The 17,014-nt window shown below is 67.1% G+C and carries 11 protein-coding genes, 1 other RNA gene and 1 pseudogene; 1 reads left to right on the forward strand and 12 read right to left on the reverse strand.

Annotation, left to right across the window (positions count from 1 at the left end):
* Positions 1-651: pseudogene (locus tag A5714_RS19155) on the forward strand (serine hydrolase domain-containing protein); the annotation flags it as partial.
* 555 nt (positions 652-1,206) lie between these two features.
* Here A5714_RS19155 and A5714_RS19160 read toward each other — a convergent pair.
* The 12 genes from A5714_RS19160 to prfB all read right to left on the reverse strand — a co-directional run bounded on the left by A5714_RS19160 (position 1,207) and on the right by prfB (position 17,011).
* On the reverse strand, positions 1,207-7,428 hold the full coding sequence (locus A5714_RS19160) for a type I polyketide synthase (protein ID WP_068287812.1): 6,222 nt from the start codon (positions 7,426-7,428) through the stop codon (positions 1,207-1,209).
* Positions 7,429-7,768: 340 nt separating this feature from the next.
* Positions 7,769-8,136: a transfer-messenger RNA gene (ssrA, locus tag A5714_RS19165) on the reverse strand.
* 89 nt (positions 8,137-8,225) lie between these two features.
* On the reverse strand, positions 8,226-9,071 hold the full coding sequence (locus tag A5714_RS19170) for a maleylpyruvate isomerase family mycothiol-dependent enzyme (protein ID WP_068287814.1): 846 nt from the start codon (positions 9,069-9,071) through the stop codon (positions 8,226-8,228).
* Positions 9,072-9,089: 18 nt separating this feature from the next.
* Positions 9,090-10,127 carry a tetratricopeptide repeat protein gene (locus A5714_RS19175; RefSeq protein WP_068287817.1) on the reverse strand — a complete coding sequence of 346 codons (1,038 nt, stop codon included), beginning with the start codon at positions 10,125-10,127 and terminating at the stop codon, positions 9,090-9,092.
* A gap of 6 nt (positions 10,128-10,133) precedes the next feature.
* The gene (locus tag A5714_RS19180) at positions 10,134-11,372 is read right to left on the reverse strand and encodes a 26S protease regulatory subunit (RefSeq protein WP_068287820.1); all 1,239 of its coding nucleotides are present in this window, start codon (positions 11,370-11,372) and stop codon (positions 10,134-10,136) included.
* Positions 11,373-11,426: 54 nt separating this feature from the next.
* The gene (locus A5714_RS19185; protein ID WP_156671129.1) at positions 11,427-12,272 is read right to left on the reverse strand and encodes an EamA family transporter; all 846 of its coding nucleotides are present in this window, start codon (positions 12,270-12,272) and stop codon (positions 11,427-11,429) included.
* A complete protein-coding gene (gene smpB / locus A5714_RS19190; RefSeq protein WP_068070408.1) occupies positions 12,269-12,778 on the reverse strand; it encodes an SsrA-binding protein SmpB in 510 nt (169 codons plus the stop codon). The genes A5714_RS19185 and smpB overlap by 4 nt, the downstream gene beginning before the upstream one ends.
* A 2-nt stretch (positions 12,779-12,780) precedes the next feature.
* Complete coding sequence (gene ftsX, locus A5714_RS19195; protein ID WP_068070407.1) at positions 12,781-13,674, reverse strand: permease-like cell division protein FtsX; 894 nt, start codon at positions 13,672-13,674, stop codon at positions 12,781-12,783.
* On the reverse strand, positions 13,675-14,364 hold the full coding sequence (gene ftsE, locus A5714_RS19200) for a cell division ATP-binding protein FtsE (protein WP_068070406.1): 690 nt from the start codon (positions 14,362-14,364) through the stop codon (positions 13,675-13,677).
* A 43-nt stretch (positions 14,365-14,407) separates the two neighbouring features.
* A complete protein-coding gene (locus A5714_RS19205) occupies positions 14,408-14,905 on the reverse strand; it encodes a hypothetical protein (protein WP_068287830.1) in 498 nt (165 codons plus the stop codon).
* Positions 14,902-15,909, reverse strand: coding sequence for a mechanosensitive ion channel family protein (locus A5714_RS19210; RefSeq protein ID WP_068287835.1), 1,008 nt, complete (start codon positions 15,907-15,909; stop codon positions 14,902-14,904). Before A5714_RS19210 ends, A5714_RS19205 begins: the two co-directional genes overlap by 4 nt.
* Positions 15,899-17,011 (reverse strand): peptide chain release factor 2, encoded by a 1,113-nt coding sequence (gene prfB / locus A5714_RS19215; RefSeq protein ID WP_068070403.1) that lies wholly within the window; start codon positions 17,009-17,011, stop codon positions 15,899-15,901. The genes A5714_RS19210 and prfB overlap by 11 nt, the downstream gene beginning before the upstream one ends.
* Between the last annotated feature and the right edge of the window lie 3 nt (positions 17,012-17,014).

Raw genomic sequence — 17,014 nt, forward strand, 5'->3', positions numbered from 1 at the left:
ATCGGGCACGGCGGGAAGGTGGTCTTCCGTCGGGCCTACGGCTCGCGCAAGCTTGCGGGCGAACCCGGATTAGAGGGAATGCCCGCGCCCGCCGAGCCGATGACCGAGGACACCATCTTTGACCTGGCGTCGCTGACCAAGAGCCTCGCCACGGCGACGGCCGTCATGCAGCTCGCCGAGCGCGGCTCTGTCTCGATCGACGAGCCCGTGCAGCGCTACCTGCCCGGCTTCAATACCGCGGGCGATCCTCGCCGTGCGCAGGTCACCGTCCGCATGTTGCTGACGCACACCTCGGGGTTGCCGGGCGACGTGAACCTCGGGGACCCGTGGGGGCTGGACGGGCCGGACAAGGCGGAAGGTATCCGTCGAGCGCTCACGACGCCGCTGGAGTCGGGCCCCGGCGGCGGCTACAGCTACTCCGATATCAACTTCATCGTGCTCGGCGCCTTGGTCGAAAAGCTCAGTGAGACGGCGTTAGACGGCTACGCGCAACAACACGTCTTCGACCCCCTCCGCATGACGGACACCCGCTACCTTCCGCTGGCCAAGGCGTGCGGGCCGCACAGCACGATCGGTTCGGCCATCGCCTGGACGTCCGCGCCCGGCGACGGGCGGCCATGCCCTGCCGGCACTTTCGACGTCGGAGTTGTCGGAGTCGTGGGTGTCGTGGGCGTCGTCGGAGTCGTGGGCGTCGTGGGCGTCGTGGGCGTCGTCGGCGTCGTGCTCGCCAGGCCGGGCCCGTCACCGCACCATTCCGCGACATCTTTGGAGTACTGCTCCAGCGGCGGAGGGCACCGCTGCCCCGGCGGAAAGTTCGCACCCGCGTTGAGCAGGTCGCAGGGCACGTAGACCTGCTTGCCCTTGGGGGTGTTGGTGAGACACTTCGTCGGCGGCTCGCCGTGGGCTTGGACTGGGACGACGGCCGCGGCCACCGCCACGCCGAGCGCCCAAGCAAGACGGCGATAGGTCATGAGAGCTCCTCTTCAGCGTCTCGTGTGCGGTATCAGGGCGTGTACGACGTGCCACCCGTGACCATTGAAGCCGCTAACCGCACGCAAAATCCAACCCGTGGGTCGCTGGTGGGGTCCCGCCCGTCCCCATTCCCCCGTCGACCGGCGCCTCGTCAGCGGAGCTGGGGCAAGCTGTCAGGCACCTGAACCGCGCGCTTCGTTAGCCCGGATTCGCCCGAATCACCGAGCCGGAGGATCAGACGACGACTTCATAGACCATCTCCCGGACCATCTCCCGCGAATCGGCCGCGTCGCTGTCCTGGTCCACGGAAGCCTCATCGGATTCGAACGCGCCAATCAGGTATCGCGCCAACGCGGTTGGCGTCGGATGATCGAAGACCGCGGTGCTCGGCAGCTTGAGGCCGGTGACTGATTTGAGGCGGTTCCGGAATTCGACGGCCCCCAGGGAATCGAAGCCCAAATCCTTGAACTCCTGGTCGGCGCCGACCGCGTCCGCGGAGTTGTGTCCCAGCACCGCGGCCGCGTGCGAACGCACGATGTCGAGCAGTTCGCTTTCCTTCTCGGGGGCGCTCATCGACGCGATCCGCTGCCGCAGATGAGACCCGGATTCGACGGGGGCGGCAGTGCGGCGTGCCGTGCGGATCAGACCACGGAACATCGACGGCAGTCCCGTGCCCGACGGGTCGAACCGGATGGCGGTGCGGCTGATCTGTGCCGGCATCGCGAACGAGCGCGCCTGCCAGAACGCCGCATCGAACAGCGCGAGGCCGTCCTCGGTTGTCATCGGGATGAATCCCATGCGGGACAGCCGGGCGTGATCACGCTCGTAGAGGTGCCCTGTCATGCCGCTGGCCTGTGCCCACCACCCCCAGGCCAGCGACAAACCGGGCAAGCCGCGGTGTCGACGATGCTGCGCGAGCCCATCGAGGAAGGCGTTCGCGGCGGCGTAGTTGGCTTGGCCGAGTGAACCGAACAGACTCGCAACCGACGAGAACAAGATGAAGGCCGACAGGTCCGCGTCGGCGGTGAGTTCGTGTAGGTTCCACGCGGCATCGACCTTCGGCCGCAGCACCTCGTCCAGGTGGCGTGACGTCTGAGCCGCGAACACCGCGTCATTGAGCACCCCGGCGGCGTGAATCACCGCGGTCAACGGGTGTTCCGTGGGTACCTCGGCCAGGAGCGCCTGCAACGCGCCCCGGTCCGCCGCGTCGCACGCCGCGATCCGCACCGACGCGCCGAGTTCGGTCAGCTCGGATTCGATGGCGGCGGCACCGTCGGCCGCGCGGCCCCTCCGGCTGATGAGCAACAGGTTGCGCACACCGTGGTGAGTCACCAAGTGCCGCGCCAGCAGCGCCCCAAGCAAACCTGTACCGCCGGTAATCAACACGGTGCGTTCGGGTTTCATTGGCGTGGGCACACTGAGAACCAGCTTGCCGACGTGCCGCGCCCGACTCAGGAATCGATACGCGTCCAACGCGTGTCTGATGTCCCAGGAACGCGCCGGAAGCGGGTGCAGCTCACCCTTTTCGACAAGCTCGACGAGCTCACCGAAGATCTCCTGGGCGCGGTGGGGGCCGGCCTCGAAGACATCGAAGGCCCGATACTGAACGCCGGGATGCCGTTCCGCGATCTCACCGGATGCCCGGAGGTCGGCCTTGCCCATTTCGATGAATCGACCGCCGCGCTGCAGCAGGCGCAGCCCCGCGTCGATGAAATCCCCTGTCAGCGAGTTGAGTACGATGTCAAAGCCCGCGCCGCCGGTCGCCTCAGAGAACTTTCGCTCGAAGTCGAGCGTGCGCGAGTTGGCGATGTGGTCCTCGTCGAAACCCATGTCGCGCAGGGTGTCCCACTTGCCCGGGCTTGCCGTCGCATACACCTCAAGACCCCAAAGCCGGGCAAGTTGCACGGCCGCCATGCCAACGCCGCCAGTCGCGGCGTGCACCAGCACTCGCTCGCCCGCCCTGGCATGCGCGAGGTCTGCCAACCCGTAGAAGGCGGTGAGGAACACCGCGGGCACCGCCGCAGCCTGTGCGTAAGACCACCCCGACGGGATCGGCGCGAGCATCCGATGATCTGCGACGACAACGGATCCGGCGCCGAAGAACATCCCCATCACCCGGTCACCCGGGGCGAAACGGACGACATCCTCGGCGACCTCGAGCACGACGCCGGAACCTTCACCGCCCACATCGGCGTCGGGGTCCGGGTACATACCCAGCGCAGTCAGGACGTCGCGGAAGTTGATTCCGGCGCACCGCAGGCCGATGCGCACTTCGCCGGACTCCAAACGCCGGTCGGACTCAGGCCACGGCCGAAGGAAGACGTTGCGGGAGTCCAGCGTTCCGTTGCCCAGGGTACTCAGCCGCCAACTAGCTTCCGCCTCCACGAGTTGCGGGCTCCCGACGCGCTCGCCGGTGGCCCGCGACAGTCGCGGCGCGTAGAACACGCCATCGCGGAGCGCGAGTTGCGACTCATCCCGCCGAACGGCTTCGGCGACCGCGAAATCGGCGCGGGACCAGTCGTCGATATCGACCAACGATATCTGCCCGGGATTCTCGGCCTGCGCGGTACGCAGCAGTCCCCACACGGCGGCCTGGCCGAGATCGGCCACATCCTCGGAGGAGTCGATCGCGATCGCGCCACAGGTGAGCGCCACCAATCGCGCGTCGTCGCTGCGGCTTGCGCTCAACAGCCAATTCTTCACCCGGTGCAGCGCATGCGTCAGCGTCTGTCGCGCCCCATCGGCAAGCGCGGCACCGGTGGACGCCGTTGTGAGGAACCGCAAGACGGTCACGTGATCGGTCGCGACCTCGTCCCTGCCGCCCGCGGGCGCCGCGAGCTCGAGCCAGTCAAGTGCATACACCTCGTCATCGGCGGCGGTGCTCACGCGCAGCTGACTCGGGGAAACGCTTTGCAGGGCCAGCGAATCGATACGGCCGATCGCGGCCCCGCGGTCGTCCATCACAAACACGGAAATCCGGTCGTTGTCGTCGAACGCGATCCGTGCCCGCACCTGCGTTGCTCCGACCACGTCGAGCGAGACGCCCTGCCATTCGAAGGGCAGCCGGGTGACGTCCGATGTCGTGACGACGCCGCCGAACGCCGCCCCCTGCAGGACCGAATCCAGCAGCACCGGATGCAAACCGAACCGGCTCGGGTCGGCTTTCTGGTGCGCCTGCTCCGGCAGGGTGGCCTCGACGAATACCTCGCCGCCATGACGCCATGCCGCCCGCAAGCCGCGGAATGTCGGGCCGTATTCGTACCCACGGGCGGCCAGCGCTTGATATAGCTCGGTGACGTCGATGGGCTCCGCGCCCGCGGGCGGCCATTGTTCGGTCTCGGCCTGGTCGGTGGCCGCGACGTCCGGACAGAGCACACCCTCTGCATGGCGTGTCCACCGCCGGTCCACACCATCGTCGATTCGCGAGTAGAGCCGAACCGGACGCTCGCCCGACTCGGTCCATTGACCGACGACTAATTGCACTGCTACACCGCGGTGTTCGTCGATAATCAACGGAGCCAGCAAAATCAGCTCGTCCACCCGCGGGGTGCCGGCGCATTCGCCCGCGCGCAGAGCCATCTCCACCATGGCCGCACCCGGCACGATCACCGTCCCGAACACCTTGTGGTCGGCGAACCACGGGTGGGACGCGAGCGATAGCCGACCGGTGAGGATGACCTCGTCCGAATCCGCATGCGGCACAATCGCGCCGAGCAGCGGATGCTCCGCAGCGCTGATCCCGAGACCACTCGCGTCAATGGCTCCCGTCCCGGCGTCCATCCAGTAACGCTTGTGTTCGAACGCGTAAGTCGGCAAGTCGACGTGACGCGCACCGGTGCCTCGGAAGAATTCCGTCCAATCGGGTGATTTCCCGTTGACGTGCGCGTCGGCGGCGGCAAGCATAACCCCCCTCAAACCTCCGTCACCGCGCCGAAGGGTCCCGACGACGGCGTAGTCGTCCCCGACGTTGTCCAATGATTCCTGGATCCCGATGGTCAGCACGGGATGCGGACTGGACTCGATGAAGGCGTCGAATCCGTTCTCGTGTGCCCATTGGACCGCCTGGTGGAACAACACCGGCTGCCGCAGATTCGTGAACCAGTACTCGCCATCGAGGTTCGCCGTGTCCATTTCGGTACCGGTGACGGCGGAGATGAATACGACGTCGCCGGTTCGCGGCCGCAGCCCGGAAAGCGCCGCGCTCAGCGTTTCCCGCAGCTGATCGACGTGAGCGCAATGCGAGGCGTAATCGACGGGGATTCGCTTGGCTTGCACGTCTTCTCGCTCGCAGGCGACAAGGAGTTCGTCGCAGGCGGCGGCATCGCCGGTGACGACCGTCGACGACGAGCCATTGTGCGCGGCGACGGACAGCGATCCCGCCCAGGGTTCGATGAGTGTGCGGACCCGTCCGATCGGTCGAGCGATCGATACCATGCCGCCGGTTCCCGCGATTGCGGTGAGCGCCTTGCTTCTTAAGGTGACTACCCGCGCCGCGTCTCGCAACGAGAGGGCGCCCGCGACGTAGGCCGCCGCGATCTCGCCCTGGGAGTGGCCGAGCACGGCGTCGGGCTCGATGCCCTGCGCCCGCCATTGGGCGGCCAACGACACCATCACGGCGAACAAGACCGGCTGCACCACGTCGACCCGGTTCAGGTCGGGCGCGCCGGCGCCGTTGCGCACGACGTCGAGCAGTGACCAGTCAACGAATTCGGCGAAAGCCTTGTCGCAGAGCCGCATTTGGTCACCGAAAGCCGGCGCGGAGTCCAGCAGTTCGACCGCCATCCCCGTCCATTGCGATCCCTGGCCGGGGAAGACGAAGACGGTCCGTCCCGCCGCAGTAGCTTGTCCGACTACCACGTTGGGTGCGGGCTCACTGCCGGCGATCGCCTCCAACCCGCTCAGCATCTCGTCACGGTCAGCTCCGAATGCGACCGCGCGGTGGTCGAATAGCGCCCGGGTGGTGCTCAGCGAGTACGCCACATCGACCGGATCGAGGTCGGGGTGCTGGTCGAGGAAAGACCGTAACCGAGCTGCTTGGCCAGCCAACGCGGGCGCCGACTTTGCGGACAGTATCCACGGGACGATGAGCGGCCGCTCGTCAGCCGGCTCCTCGGCGGCAGACTCGGCCGGCGCCTGCTCGAGGATCACGTGAGCATTGGTTCCGCTGATGCCGTAGGACGACACGCCTGCGCGCCGGGGCTGATGCGGCTGGTCGGGCCAGGCGCGGGTACTCCCGACCACCTCCATCGTTCCGGACGACCAATCCACGTGCGGCGTAGGAGCGTCCAGATTCAGCGTCGCGGGCAGCACCCCGTGCCGAATCGACTGGATGGTCTTGATCATCCCGGCGATCCCCGATGCCTGCTGTGAATGGCCGATGTTCGATTTGATCGAGCCGATCAGCAGTGGCGACGCCGCCGAGTGCGCCTCGCCGTATGTCGCTTGCAGCGCCCTGGCTTCGATGGGGTCGCCCACCATGGTCCCGGTGCCATGCGCCTCGACGACGGCCACGTCTTCGGCGCCCAGGCCCGCGTTTGCCAGCGCGCGCCGGATCACCTTTTCCTGCGCCGCACCGCTCGGGGCCGACAGCCCGTCGGAGGCGCCGTCCTGTCCGACTGCGCTACCCCGGATGAGCGCCAGCACTGGATAACCGAGACTGCGCGCACGCGACAGCGTGGCCAACACCAGCACTCCAGCACCCTCGGCGACGCCGAAGCCGTCCGCCGCCGCGGCGAATGGCTTGGACCGACCATCTTGGCTCAGCGCGCCAAGCCGGCCGAGCCCGACGAAGATGCTCGGCGAGCACACCACGGTCGCGCCACCCGCCACTGCCAAGCCACATTCACCCGAACGCAACGACTGGATCGCGAGGTGCACCGCCACCAGAGACGACGAGCAGGAGGTGTCGACCGTCAGCGCCGGGCCCTCGAGTCCAAGCGTGTAGGACACCCGGCCCGATGCCACGCCCGTCGTGGTGCCTGTCGATAGATGGCCGGCGAATCCCTCGGTTTCGTCACAGATCCGCGGGCCGTACTCCTGTGCGCCCACACCGAAGAAAACCCCAGTGTCGCTGCCGTGCAGTGAATTCGGGTCGATTCTCGACCGCTCGAGCGCCTCCCAGGCCGCCTCGAGCAGCAGCCGCTGCTGGGGATCGGTGGCTTCGGCTTCGCGGGGACTGATGCCGAAAAACGCCGGGTCGAAACCAGCGGCATGTGTCACGAAGGAGGCCGCGCGGACATAGGTGGCGCGTGGCGCCTCGGGATCCGGCCCGAACAGCGCGTTGAGATCCCATCCGCGATCGACCGGGAACTCCGAGTTGGCGTCGCGCTCCTCGATGAGAAGCTGCCACAGATCGTCGGGCGAGGTGATGCCGCCCGGGAACCGACAGCCCATCCCGAGAATCGCGATCGGTTCGGCGCCGCGCTCGCGCGCATCGTTGAGGCGGTGGTCTGACATGTGGCTCCGTTCGACTTGTGACCCCCGCGCCGCGGTGGTCCCAATATTTGGCAGCAGTTCACCGGCGCACGGCGCCTCATCGCCGTTCGGAATAGAGACTTCACCCGATAAGGGTGGGAGAAGCCCGGCATTTTTCGATTAGGTCAGTGGGATGCCGCCATGCGTACACCCCCGGGCGGCACCACTGACGCAATGGGCTTCGAGCTCAGTTCCCGCAGCGCGAGACCGATCGTGAATTCACAGGGGGACGCGAGTCGAGACCATCCACTCGAACAGTAACCGCCCTTATTGACGCGGAGGCCAACTCTCGCCAAAGTCGCCGATATCAACAGCACTTCATGGGTGGAGCTGCCGGGAATCGAACCCGGGTCCTACGGCATTCCCTCAAGACTTCTCCGTGCGCAGTTCGCTATGCCTCTACTCGGATCTCCTGGTCACGCGAACAAGCCAGGATGACGATCCCAGTCGCTGTTGGTGTCCCGTTGAGTCCCGCGACCGGACTCAACGGTTGATCCCTCTAGCTGACGCCAGGCTCCGGGTCGAGGGCGTTCCCGGTCTGACGGACTAGCTGTCGCTTAGGCAGCGAGAGCGTAGTCGCGCTGATGTGAATCGGCGCTTATATGGTTGCAACGACGCTTACGGTGGTCAGTTGCCTGCACCGGCACGCTTCCCTTGATTCGATGCGCGAAGTCGAAACCGTTCAGCCCCTCGCACCCCGCCGACTTTCGGCAGGACAATCAATAGTACCTGTACAAGAACCAGCGGCAACGGAAATATCTTCCCGGGCTCGGCGACGGTCAGATTACGAAGTTGAGCCGCTCGACCACCTGCGCGGCGACGCCCTCGTCACCGCCGAGTTCGACGTCGCGGCTGCGCGCCGGGCACAGCGGGCGGCCGCCGGCGAGCCTGGTGAACTGAAGCGCGTCCAGCCGGATCGTCGCCGTCGGTGCCTGCGCGCCGAAGTCGTCGACCACCTGCGCGCGGCCGTCGACGTTGACGCGGATCGCTCGGGCGAGCGGCCCGGTCAGGTCTACCTCGACGCGGGAACCGTCGGGCGCCTTGGCCAGTTTGCCGACCACAAACCCCATGGTGGCCGCGATCTCGTCGAGCGAGAGCCGTGCCGCGGGGCCATCCAATTCGTCGTCGGATGAGGGCCGGTTGAGCGCGATGCGGATGTCCTGCTCGTGCATCCAGCAGTCGAACACCCGAATCCTCATGAAGCGCCCGTAGCTGTCCGGCCCCGACGGCGTCGTCGTCACGGCGTTCCATTCATCCTCCGGCAGCTCCCTCAGGGCCCTGCGCCGTTCGCCGGTGATCGCCCGGAAGTGCTCCAGCACCGCGGTGCCCGGCTGCGCGGCGAAGTGGCGGACCCAGCGCTCGTTGAGCGCGCCGACATCATTGCGCACGTGCGCGAGCGCCGACACGTCGGCGTGGGGCTCGGGCGCCGCGACACCGGCCAGCGACGATTCGGTGCCGATCATGTGCGACACGAGGGCCTTGACGTCCCAACCCGGCAGTGGGCTCGCCGCCTGCCATTGCGCCTCGGGCAGGCCGTCCAGGAGCGCGTCGACGTCGTCCCACACCCCGAACAGGGCGGCGAGGACGAGGGGCTTGTCGAGCGTGGTGACGAGACGTTGGGCCATCCTCGGATGGTAGGCCGGTCACTTTCCGATGAAGAAGCCGACGCGGACGATCACCAGGGCGAGCAAGGTCAGTATCCCGCCGACGGCGATGAAGCCGACCGGCCACGGGATTGCGGTGACCCACGCCCCCGCCACCACGGCGGCCAGGGCATGGCCGATACGCAACGCGGTGAAGGGTTGTTCCTTGAGCACCGAGACCATGATGTTCCGCGGTATCTGCCGGAACAACCAGCCCAACACGACGATCAAGGCGACGGTCAGCAGCCCCGTGAATACGCGTAGCGTCGCGGTCGGATGGCCTTCCGAGTGGAGTCCGGCCGCGCAAGCGAGGAGCCCGCTGAGCACGCCGGCGCCGATGGTCACGAACATCAGCACCCTTTGCAGAGCCACGCCGATGTTCCAGCGGCTGAGGTTGCCGTACTCGGGATCGCTGCCCGCGGCACCCAGGAACCCTCGCAGGGCCGGGCCGAGCTTGAAGCGCCGCAAGCGGTGAACGGCAAGATCGTTGAGAGCTTGCGCATTGGCCGGATCGAGCGCCAGCGCCGCCTGATATGCCGCGTCGGATTCATCGCTGCGGCCCATGTCGTGCAGGATCGCGCCACGCCGGATGAGGGCGTCCACGTCGTGCGGGTCGAGGTAGAGCGCGTTGTCGATGACAATGAGCGCCGAGGGCAACTGCCACGTGCCGTGCAACAACTGCGCGTAAAGCCGAAGCGGTGCAGCCTGATTCGGGTGCGACGTGACTGCCCGCCAGGCCATCAACAGCCCGTCGTGCTGGCGGCCCAGGTTGTACAGCGCCAAGGCGTAGATCCGCATCGCGAACTCGTAGTTGGGCGCGCCGGCCAAGGACGCGTAAGCGCTGTGCGCCGCTTGCCAGTTGTTGCCGAGCACGATCTCCACGCGCGCGTACGAGGCCAGCAAGGAAGGGTCGTTCGGGTTTTGCGACAAGGACCGGCGAAGGATGTCGCGTGCGTGTTCGTAGTTATTGGCGTCGACGTAGGCGTCGGCGACACGGATGGCCTCGTCGATCCCCTCGATGCGAGGCTGCGACGTCATCGGGGTTTACCGAAACTTCTTGCGCCGCATGTACTTCGCCAGTTCGTCGTAGGTGCCGTCGCCGTTGGCGAATTCGACGACGTTGCGCGCGGTGTCGAACCACGGCCCCGTGCTCGGCCGGATCTGGCCCGCGGCGGCGTCGATGTCGGCCATGGTGACCGGGCGGACCTGACCGCTGCGCAGCGAGTCCGCCATGGCCAGCTGAGTCGCGGTCTCGCAGACGTAGGCCAGGTCGGCACCCGAGAAGCCGTCGGTGCGGCTGGCGATGGACTTTAGGTCGATGCCGGCGACGGGCCGGTCCTGCAAGTGCGAGCGCACGATGCCCGCCCGGGCCCCGGTGTCGGGCAGCCCGACGAAGATCATCCGGTCGAACCGCCCGGGCCGCCGCAGTGCGACATCGACGTCCCACGGCGCGTTGGTGGCGCCCAGCACGTAGACACCGTCGTTCACGGAGGTGGCCGTGTCCATCTCCTCCAGCAAGGTGTTGACCACGGACCGCAGCCCGGAGTTGCCGCTCAACGCCGAGCGCCGGTGACCCAACGCGTCCACCTCGTCGAAGAACAACACGCAGGGCGCGTTGCGCCGGGCGGTGTCGAAGATGGAACGGATGCTGCGCTCGCTGTCGCCGAGATAGTGGTGCAGCACGTCGGCGATCCCGACTTGGTAGAAGTTGGCGCCCAGCTCACCGGCAACCGCTTTGGCGATGAAGGTCTTGCCGCAGCCCGGGGGCCCGTACAGCAGCAGGCCGCCGCGCGCGGACACCTTGAACGCCTTCATCAGCTCGGGATTGCGGATGGGCCCGAGCAACGACAACTCCAGTTGGCGCTTGACCTCCTCCATCCCCGCGACGTCGTCGAGCCGGACGCGCACGCGCTGGACGGCGTCGAAGTCGTCCTCGTTCACGGCATCGGGAGGCTGTTCGACGAACGCCGGCTCGATGATGTCGGCGACCTCCTTTTCGGCGCTCGACCAGTCGAAGCCGTCCCGCGGGGCGGGCTGCGGCTCGGCCGGCGCCGACGGCGCGCCGGCCAGCGCCGCGCTGCACCGCTGCAACAGGCTCAGCGCCTGCTGATTGCCCGGATCCTGGGTCAACGCGGTGCTGCAGTGGGTCAGCGCCTCGGCGTGGCGGCCTCTGTCCGCCAGCAGACCGGCCAGATGCAGGCGCAGTTCGAGGACGTCAGGGCTGCGTTCCACCGCTCCGCTCAGCTCGCGGATGACGGGGTCTTCGGTATCGAACGCGCCCAACTGCTACTCCCGGTGATTCGTGCCGACGGCCCAATAGTAGGCCGCGCCACCGGGTCAGCTTCCGGCGATCATCACCACGGAACCCATGGCCAGCGCCATGCCGACGCCCTGCCAGCGGGTGACGCGCTCGCGCAAGACCACCATCGCCAGCACGACCGTCGCGGCCGGATACAGCGAGATCAGGATGCTGGCCAACGACAGCAGCCAGGTGTGCAACGCCGCCAGCATGGTGATGTTGGCGAAGATGTCCAGCAGCGCGACGGCCACCGCCAACCGCAACGGCTTGCCCGCGGGCAGCTTGAGGTTGTTGCTGGAGCCGGCCATCGCGAAGACCACCGCACTGGCGGCCACCCGCGCGAACACCAGCGGCCACAGCTTGCAGACGTGCGGGGCCTGGTGCAGGAAGACGATGTTGAGGCCCATGGCGGCGCCGGCGACGATGGTGAGCCACGCCACTTTTGGGGTGAATCGGTACGGCGTCGGGCCCTCGACGGGCGCCTCGCGGCTGACCAGCATCACCGCGACCAGGGCCAGCACCACGCCCACCAGGGCCGCGGGACCGGGCCGCTCCCCCAACGTCATCCCCACCGCCACGGGCACGGCCGCGTTGAGCACCGCCGCCAACGGCGACACCACCGAAATCGGCCCCGAGCCCAGCGCCGCGAAGAACGCCCACATGCCGAACGCCATCCCGACGCCGTACAAGGAGCCCCAGACGATCGCACCGGCGTGGATGGGTCCGCCGACGAAGAGCGCCATCACGCCCAGCAGGACGGTCTCGATGGGGTATGCGACCAGCATCACGCGCAGCGCGGCGACCCGCCGCGCTGCGACCCCGCCCACGAAGTCGCTGACGCCGTACGTCACGGCCGACAGCTGGGCGTAAGCGGCCCCGATCAGGACATGCCCTTGGCTTGGCGCCCAAGGACACGGACCACCTCACGCTGGGCGTCGCGGCGGGCCATGTCTTGGCGTTTGTCGTAAGCGCGCTTGCCGCGGGCCAGGGCGAGCTCGACCTTCACCTTGCCCTCCGAGAAATACAATGACAGCGGCATCAAGGTGAGGTTACCATCACGTATCTTGCCGACCAGCCTGTCAATTTGTTGCCTATGTAACAACAACTTTCGGTTTCGACGCGGATCATGGTTGGTCCAGCTACCGTGCTGATACTCGCCGATGTACAGGTTGCGCAGCCACACTTCGCCGTCGTCGATGGTTGCGAACGCATCGGCCAACGAAGCTTGGCCCGCCCGTAGGCTTTTGACCTCGGTGCCCTGCAAAGCGACTCCGGCCTCGATGGTCTCGAGCACCGAATAGTCGTGCCGTGCCTTGCGATTGGTGGCGACAATCTGTTTGCCGCCACCCTTGCCGCTCGCCGCCTTGGACCGGCCGGGTGATTTCGCCATAGCTACCGCCTGATGTAGAGGCGCAGCGTCGCGTACGCTGTCAATCCCGCCATGCTCACGCCGAGCAGAATCAGCCACGGCGAGATGTAGAGGATGTCGGCGTAGTCGACCTTCGCGATCAGATGGGCTTGGTAGAACTGGCTCAGCGCGTTGTCCAGGAACAGCGCCCGCACCAGGATCAACCCGACGATCGCGATCGCCACACCGATCCCCGCGGCCAGCGTCGCCTCCACCAAGAACGGCAGCTGGGTGTACCAGCGGCTGGCGCCGACCAGCCGCATGATCTGGATCTCGGTGCGGCGGGTGTACGCCGCCACCTGCACCATGTTGGCGATCAGCAGCACGGCGCCGACCGCCTGCACCAACGCGACGGCGAACGCGGCGTCGCGCAGGCCGTCGAGGACGGCGAACAGCCGATCGATCAGGTCCTTCTCGTTGAGGATGCTGCGCACGCCGGGCTGGCCCTGCATCGCGGCGTCGAACTCCGCATGCTGCTCGGGATTGTTGAGCTTGACGATGAACGACGCCGGGAACGACTCCTTGCCGGCGACGTCTTTGAACTCGGGGAACTTCTTGATGGCGTCGGTGTAGGCGTCCTGCCGGTTGACGAACCGCACGGACTTGACGTCCTGGCGCGCGTCGATCTTCTCGCGCAGCGCCTTGCACGGATCCGTGGTGCAGGTCGCGTCGTTGGCCGAGATGTCGTCGGTGAGGAACAGCTGCGTCTCGACCCGGTCGAGGTAGATCTCGCGGGAGTTGTCGGCCAGCCGGACCACCAGCAGACCGCCGCCGAACAGGGCGATCGAGATGGCGGTCGTCAGGATCATCGCGGCCGTCATGGTGACGTTGCGACGGAACCCGGTCAGAACCTCATTGAGGAGGAAACCAAAGCGCACTTAGCGGTCCATCCCGTAGATGCCGCGCTGCTCGTCGCGCACGAGCCGGCCCAGGGACAGCTCGACGACGCGCTGACGCATCGAGTCGACGATGTGGTGGTCGTGCGTCGCCATCAATACCGTCGTCCCGGTGCGGTTGATCCGCTCCAACAAATCCATGATGTCCTTACTGGTGTCTGGGTCGAGGTTGCCAGTCGGCTCGTCCGCCAGGAGCACCAGGGGCCGGTTGACGAACGCGCGGGCGATCGCCACCCGCTGCTGCTCGCCACCGGACAACTCGTGCGGCAACCGGTTCGCCTTGCCGGACAGGCCGACGGTCTCGAGCACCTCGGGCACCGTTCGGTTGATGGCGTCGGTGCGCCGCCCGATCACCTCCAGCGCGAACGCGACGTTCTCATACACCGTCTTCTGCTGCAGCAACCGGAAGTCCTGGAACACGCAGCCGATCACCTGCCGCAACCGTGGGATGTGGCGTCCGCGCAGCTTGTTCACGTGGAACTTCGAGACCCGGATATCGCCGGTGTTCGGTGACTCCTCGCCGAGCAGCAGCCGCATGAACGTCGACTTGCCGGACCCCGACGGGCCGATCAGGAAGACGAATTCACCCTTGTCGATCTTGACGCTGACGTCTTCCAACGCCGGGCGGGCCGACGTCTTGTACTTCTTGCTGACATTGTCGAGGGTGATCATCACGGCACGCCAGTGTAGCGGTGAATTTCGCTGGCGAACGAAGTCAACTGGCCGGTAGCCGCGAACTCGGCACCGGGCCGGGACCCGGCTGCGGCGCCTGCGGCGGGGGTGCCGAGGGCGACGGACTGGGCGGGCAGAACGGCGCCGGCAGCAGGCATGGCAGCTGCGGGAGCTGGAACGGCGCCGTGGTGGTCGTCGTCGGTGTCGGCGCCGGAACGCTCGAGGTCGGCGGTGGCGGCGGCACGGTGGTGGTGGGCGTCGGCCTGGGCGTGTAAGTCACGCTGGGCTGCGGTGGCTGCACCCTGGTGCGCGGCACCCAGGTGTAGTTGGGGTCGGGGACGAAGCCCGGCGGCACCACCTGCGGGGCCGGCGGCTTGGGTTCCACTTCCGGTCGGTAGTGGTCGTAGGTCCACCACACGGCCAGGAACGCGATGACCAAGACCAGGGTCGACGTGCGGACGCGGCCGCCCAGCATGTAGGCGGGCCAGCTCTTCTCCGACCCCTCCGGGTGTTTCTCGAGGACACTCAGCGTGAATTTCACTGCTGCACCGACTCGTGGGTCGCCGGGTTCGACGCCCGCCCGGACTCGGCGAGCTCGGCCGTCTGGGCGATCTGGGACGCGGGAACGGCCGCGTCGTCGACGAGGCCCACCCTGGCGTCGGCCGCCGTGACGATCCCCGCCCGCGCCAGCGCCCGGATGACCAGCACGCGCAGCTGGCGACCGGCCTCGAACTGCTTGCCGGGCAGCGTCCGGGCCACCATCCGCAGGGTCACGGTATCCACCTCGATGCTTTCGACGCCCATCACCGTGGGCGCGTCGAGCAGCAGCTCGCCGAGCAGTGGGTTGTCCAGCGCCCGCTCGCACTCCTGGTGCAACACCTCGTTGACCCGGTTCAGGTCGGCGCTGGTGGACACGGGAATGTCCACGACGGCGCGGGCCCAGTCCTTCGACTGGTTGACGGCCTTGATGATCTGGCCATTGGGGATGGTCAGCACCTCGCCGTTCGGGGAGCGCAGCCGGGTCACCCGCAACGTCACGTTCTCGACGGTGCCGCTGGCCTCGGCCGTCGAGACGATGGTCAGCGTCACCAGGTCACCGAAGCCGTACTGCTTTTCGGCGATGATGAAAAAGCCCGACAGCAGGTCCCTGACCACCTGCTGCGCGCCGAAGCCGAGCGCGGCGCCGACCACGGTCGCCGGCGCGACCAGGCCGCTCACCGAGAACTGCAGCACCTCGGCGATCTGCACGACACCCCAGATGCCGATCAGCACGATCGACACCCATTGGATGACCGACGCCACGGCCTGGCGGTGCTTGGTCGACTCCGAGCGCACCAGGGCGTCGCTCTCCGCGAACTTTTCGTCGAGTTGACGGGCGACCTGGTCGGCCACCCAGGTGACGAACCGGACGGCCAGTATCGCCGCGATCACCACCATGGCGACCCGCAGGCCGCGCGTGATGATCCATTCGCCGATCTCGCCCCGCCAGAAGTCGTGCCAGCGTTGCATCACGGATGCGGCAAGAATAGTTGTGTTATTCGTCATCTTTTCGGTTGCGCCACCGGATTCCCGCTTCCAGGAACCCGTCGATGTCTCCGTCCAGGACGGCCGCCGGGTTGCCGACTTCGTAGTCGGTTCGCAGATCTTTGACCATCTGATAGGGCTGCAGGACGTAGGAGCGCATCTGGTTGCCCCACGAACTTCCGCCCTCGCCCTTCAACGCGTCCAACTCGGCGCGCTCTTCGGAACGCTTGCGCTCCAACAGCTTTGCCTGAAGCACCCGCATGGCCGAGATCTTGTTCTGCAGTTGAGATTTTTCGTTCTGGCAAGTCACGACGATACCCGTCGGGATGTGCGTCAAACGGACCGCCGAGTCGGTGGTGTTCACCGATTGGCCGCCGGGGCCACTTGAGCGGTAAACGTCCACGCGCACATCGCCTTCCGGGATGTCGATGTGGTCGGTGGTCTCCACGACGGGGAGAACCTCAACTTCTGCAAACGATGTCTGACGCCGGCTCTGATTGTCAAACGGGCTGATGCGGACCAACCGGTGCGTGCCCTGCTCGACCGAGAGCGTCCCGTAGGCGAACGGGGCGTGCACGGCGAAGGTCGCGCTCTTGATGCCGGCCTCTTCGGCGTAGGAGGTGTCGAACACCTCGACGGGGTACTTGTGCTGCTCGGCCCATCGGATGTACATGCGCATCAGCATCTCGGCCCAGTCGGCCGCGTCCACCCCGCCGGCGCCGGAGCGGATGGTGACCAGCGCCTCGCGTTCGTCGTACTCCCCCGACAGCAAGGTCCGCACCTCGGTGGCCTCGATGTCGGCGCGCAGCGCCTTGAGTTCGGCGTCGGCCTCGGCGAGCGCGTCCGCGGCGCCCTCGCCCTCCTCGGCCGCCAGCTCGTAGAGCACCGGCAGGTCGTCGAGCCGGCTGCGCAGCTCTTCGACCCGGCGCAGCTCGCCCTGCGCGTGCGACAGCTCGCTGGTCACTTTCTGTGCGCGGGTCTGGTCGTCCCAGAGCTGCGGGTCCGAGGCCTCCCGCTCCAACGTCTCGATCCGGGCCCGCAGACCGTCGACATCGAGCACCCGCTCCACCGTGGTCAGGGTCGAGTCAAGGGCGGCGATGTCGGCTTGCCGGTCGGGTTCCACAGG

The organism is Mycobacterium sp. E2462, from assembly GCF_001672685.1.
GTDB lineage: Bacteria > Actinomycetota > Actinomycetes > Mycobacteriales > Mycobacteriaceae > Mycobacterium.

What these genes read in the sequence shown, in the direction of transcription:
- smpB (WP_068070408.1), bottom strand. Translation starts at nt 12,778, where the DNA reads ATGGCGAAATCACCCGGCCGGTCCAAGGCGGCGAGCGGCAAGGGTGGC.
- A5714_RS19160 (WP_068287812.1), bottom strand. Translation starts at nt 7,428, where the DNA reads ATGTCAGACCACCGCCTCAACGATGCGCGCGAGCGCGGCGCCGAACCG.
- A5714_RS19175 (WP_068287817.1), bottom strand. Translation starts at nt 10,127, where the DNA reads ATGACGTCGCAGCCTCGCATCGAGGGGATCGACGAGGCCATCCGTGTC.
- A5714_RS19210 (WP_068287835.1), bottom strand. Translation starts at nt 15,909, where the DNA reads ATGACGAATAACACAACTATTCTTGCCGCATCCGTGATGCAACGCTGG.
- A5714_RS19170 (WP_068287814.1), bottom strand. Translation starts at nt 9,071, where the DNA reads ATGGCCCAACGTCTCGTCACCACGCTCGACAAGCCCCTCGTCCTCGCC.
- ftsE (WP_068070406.1), bottom strand. Translation starts at nt 14,364, where the DNA reads ATGATCACCCTCGACAATGTCAGCAAGAAGTACAAGACGTCGGCCCGC.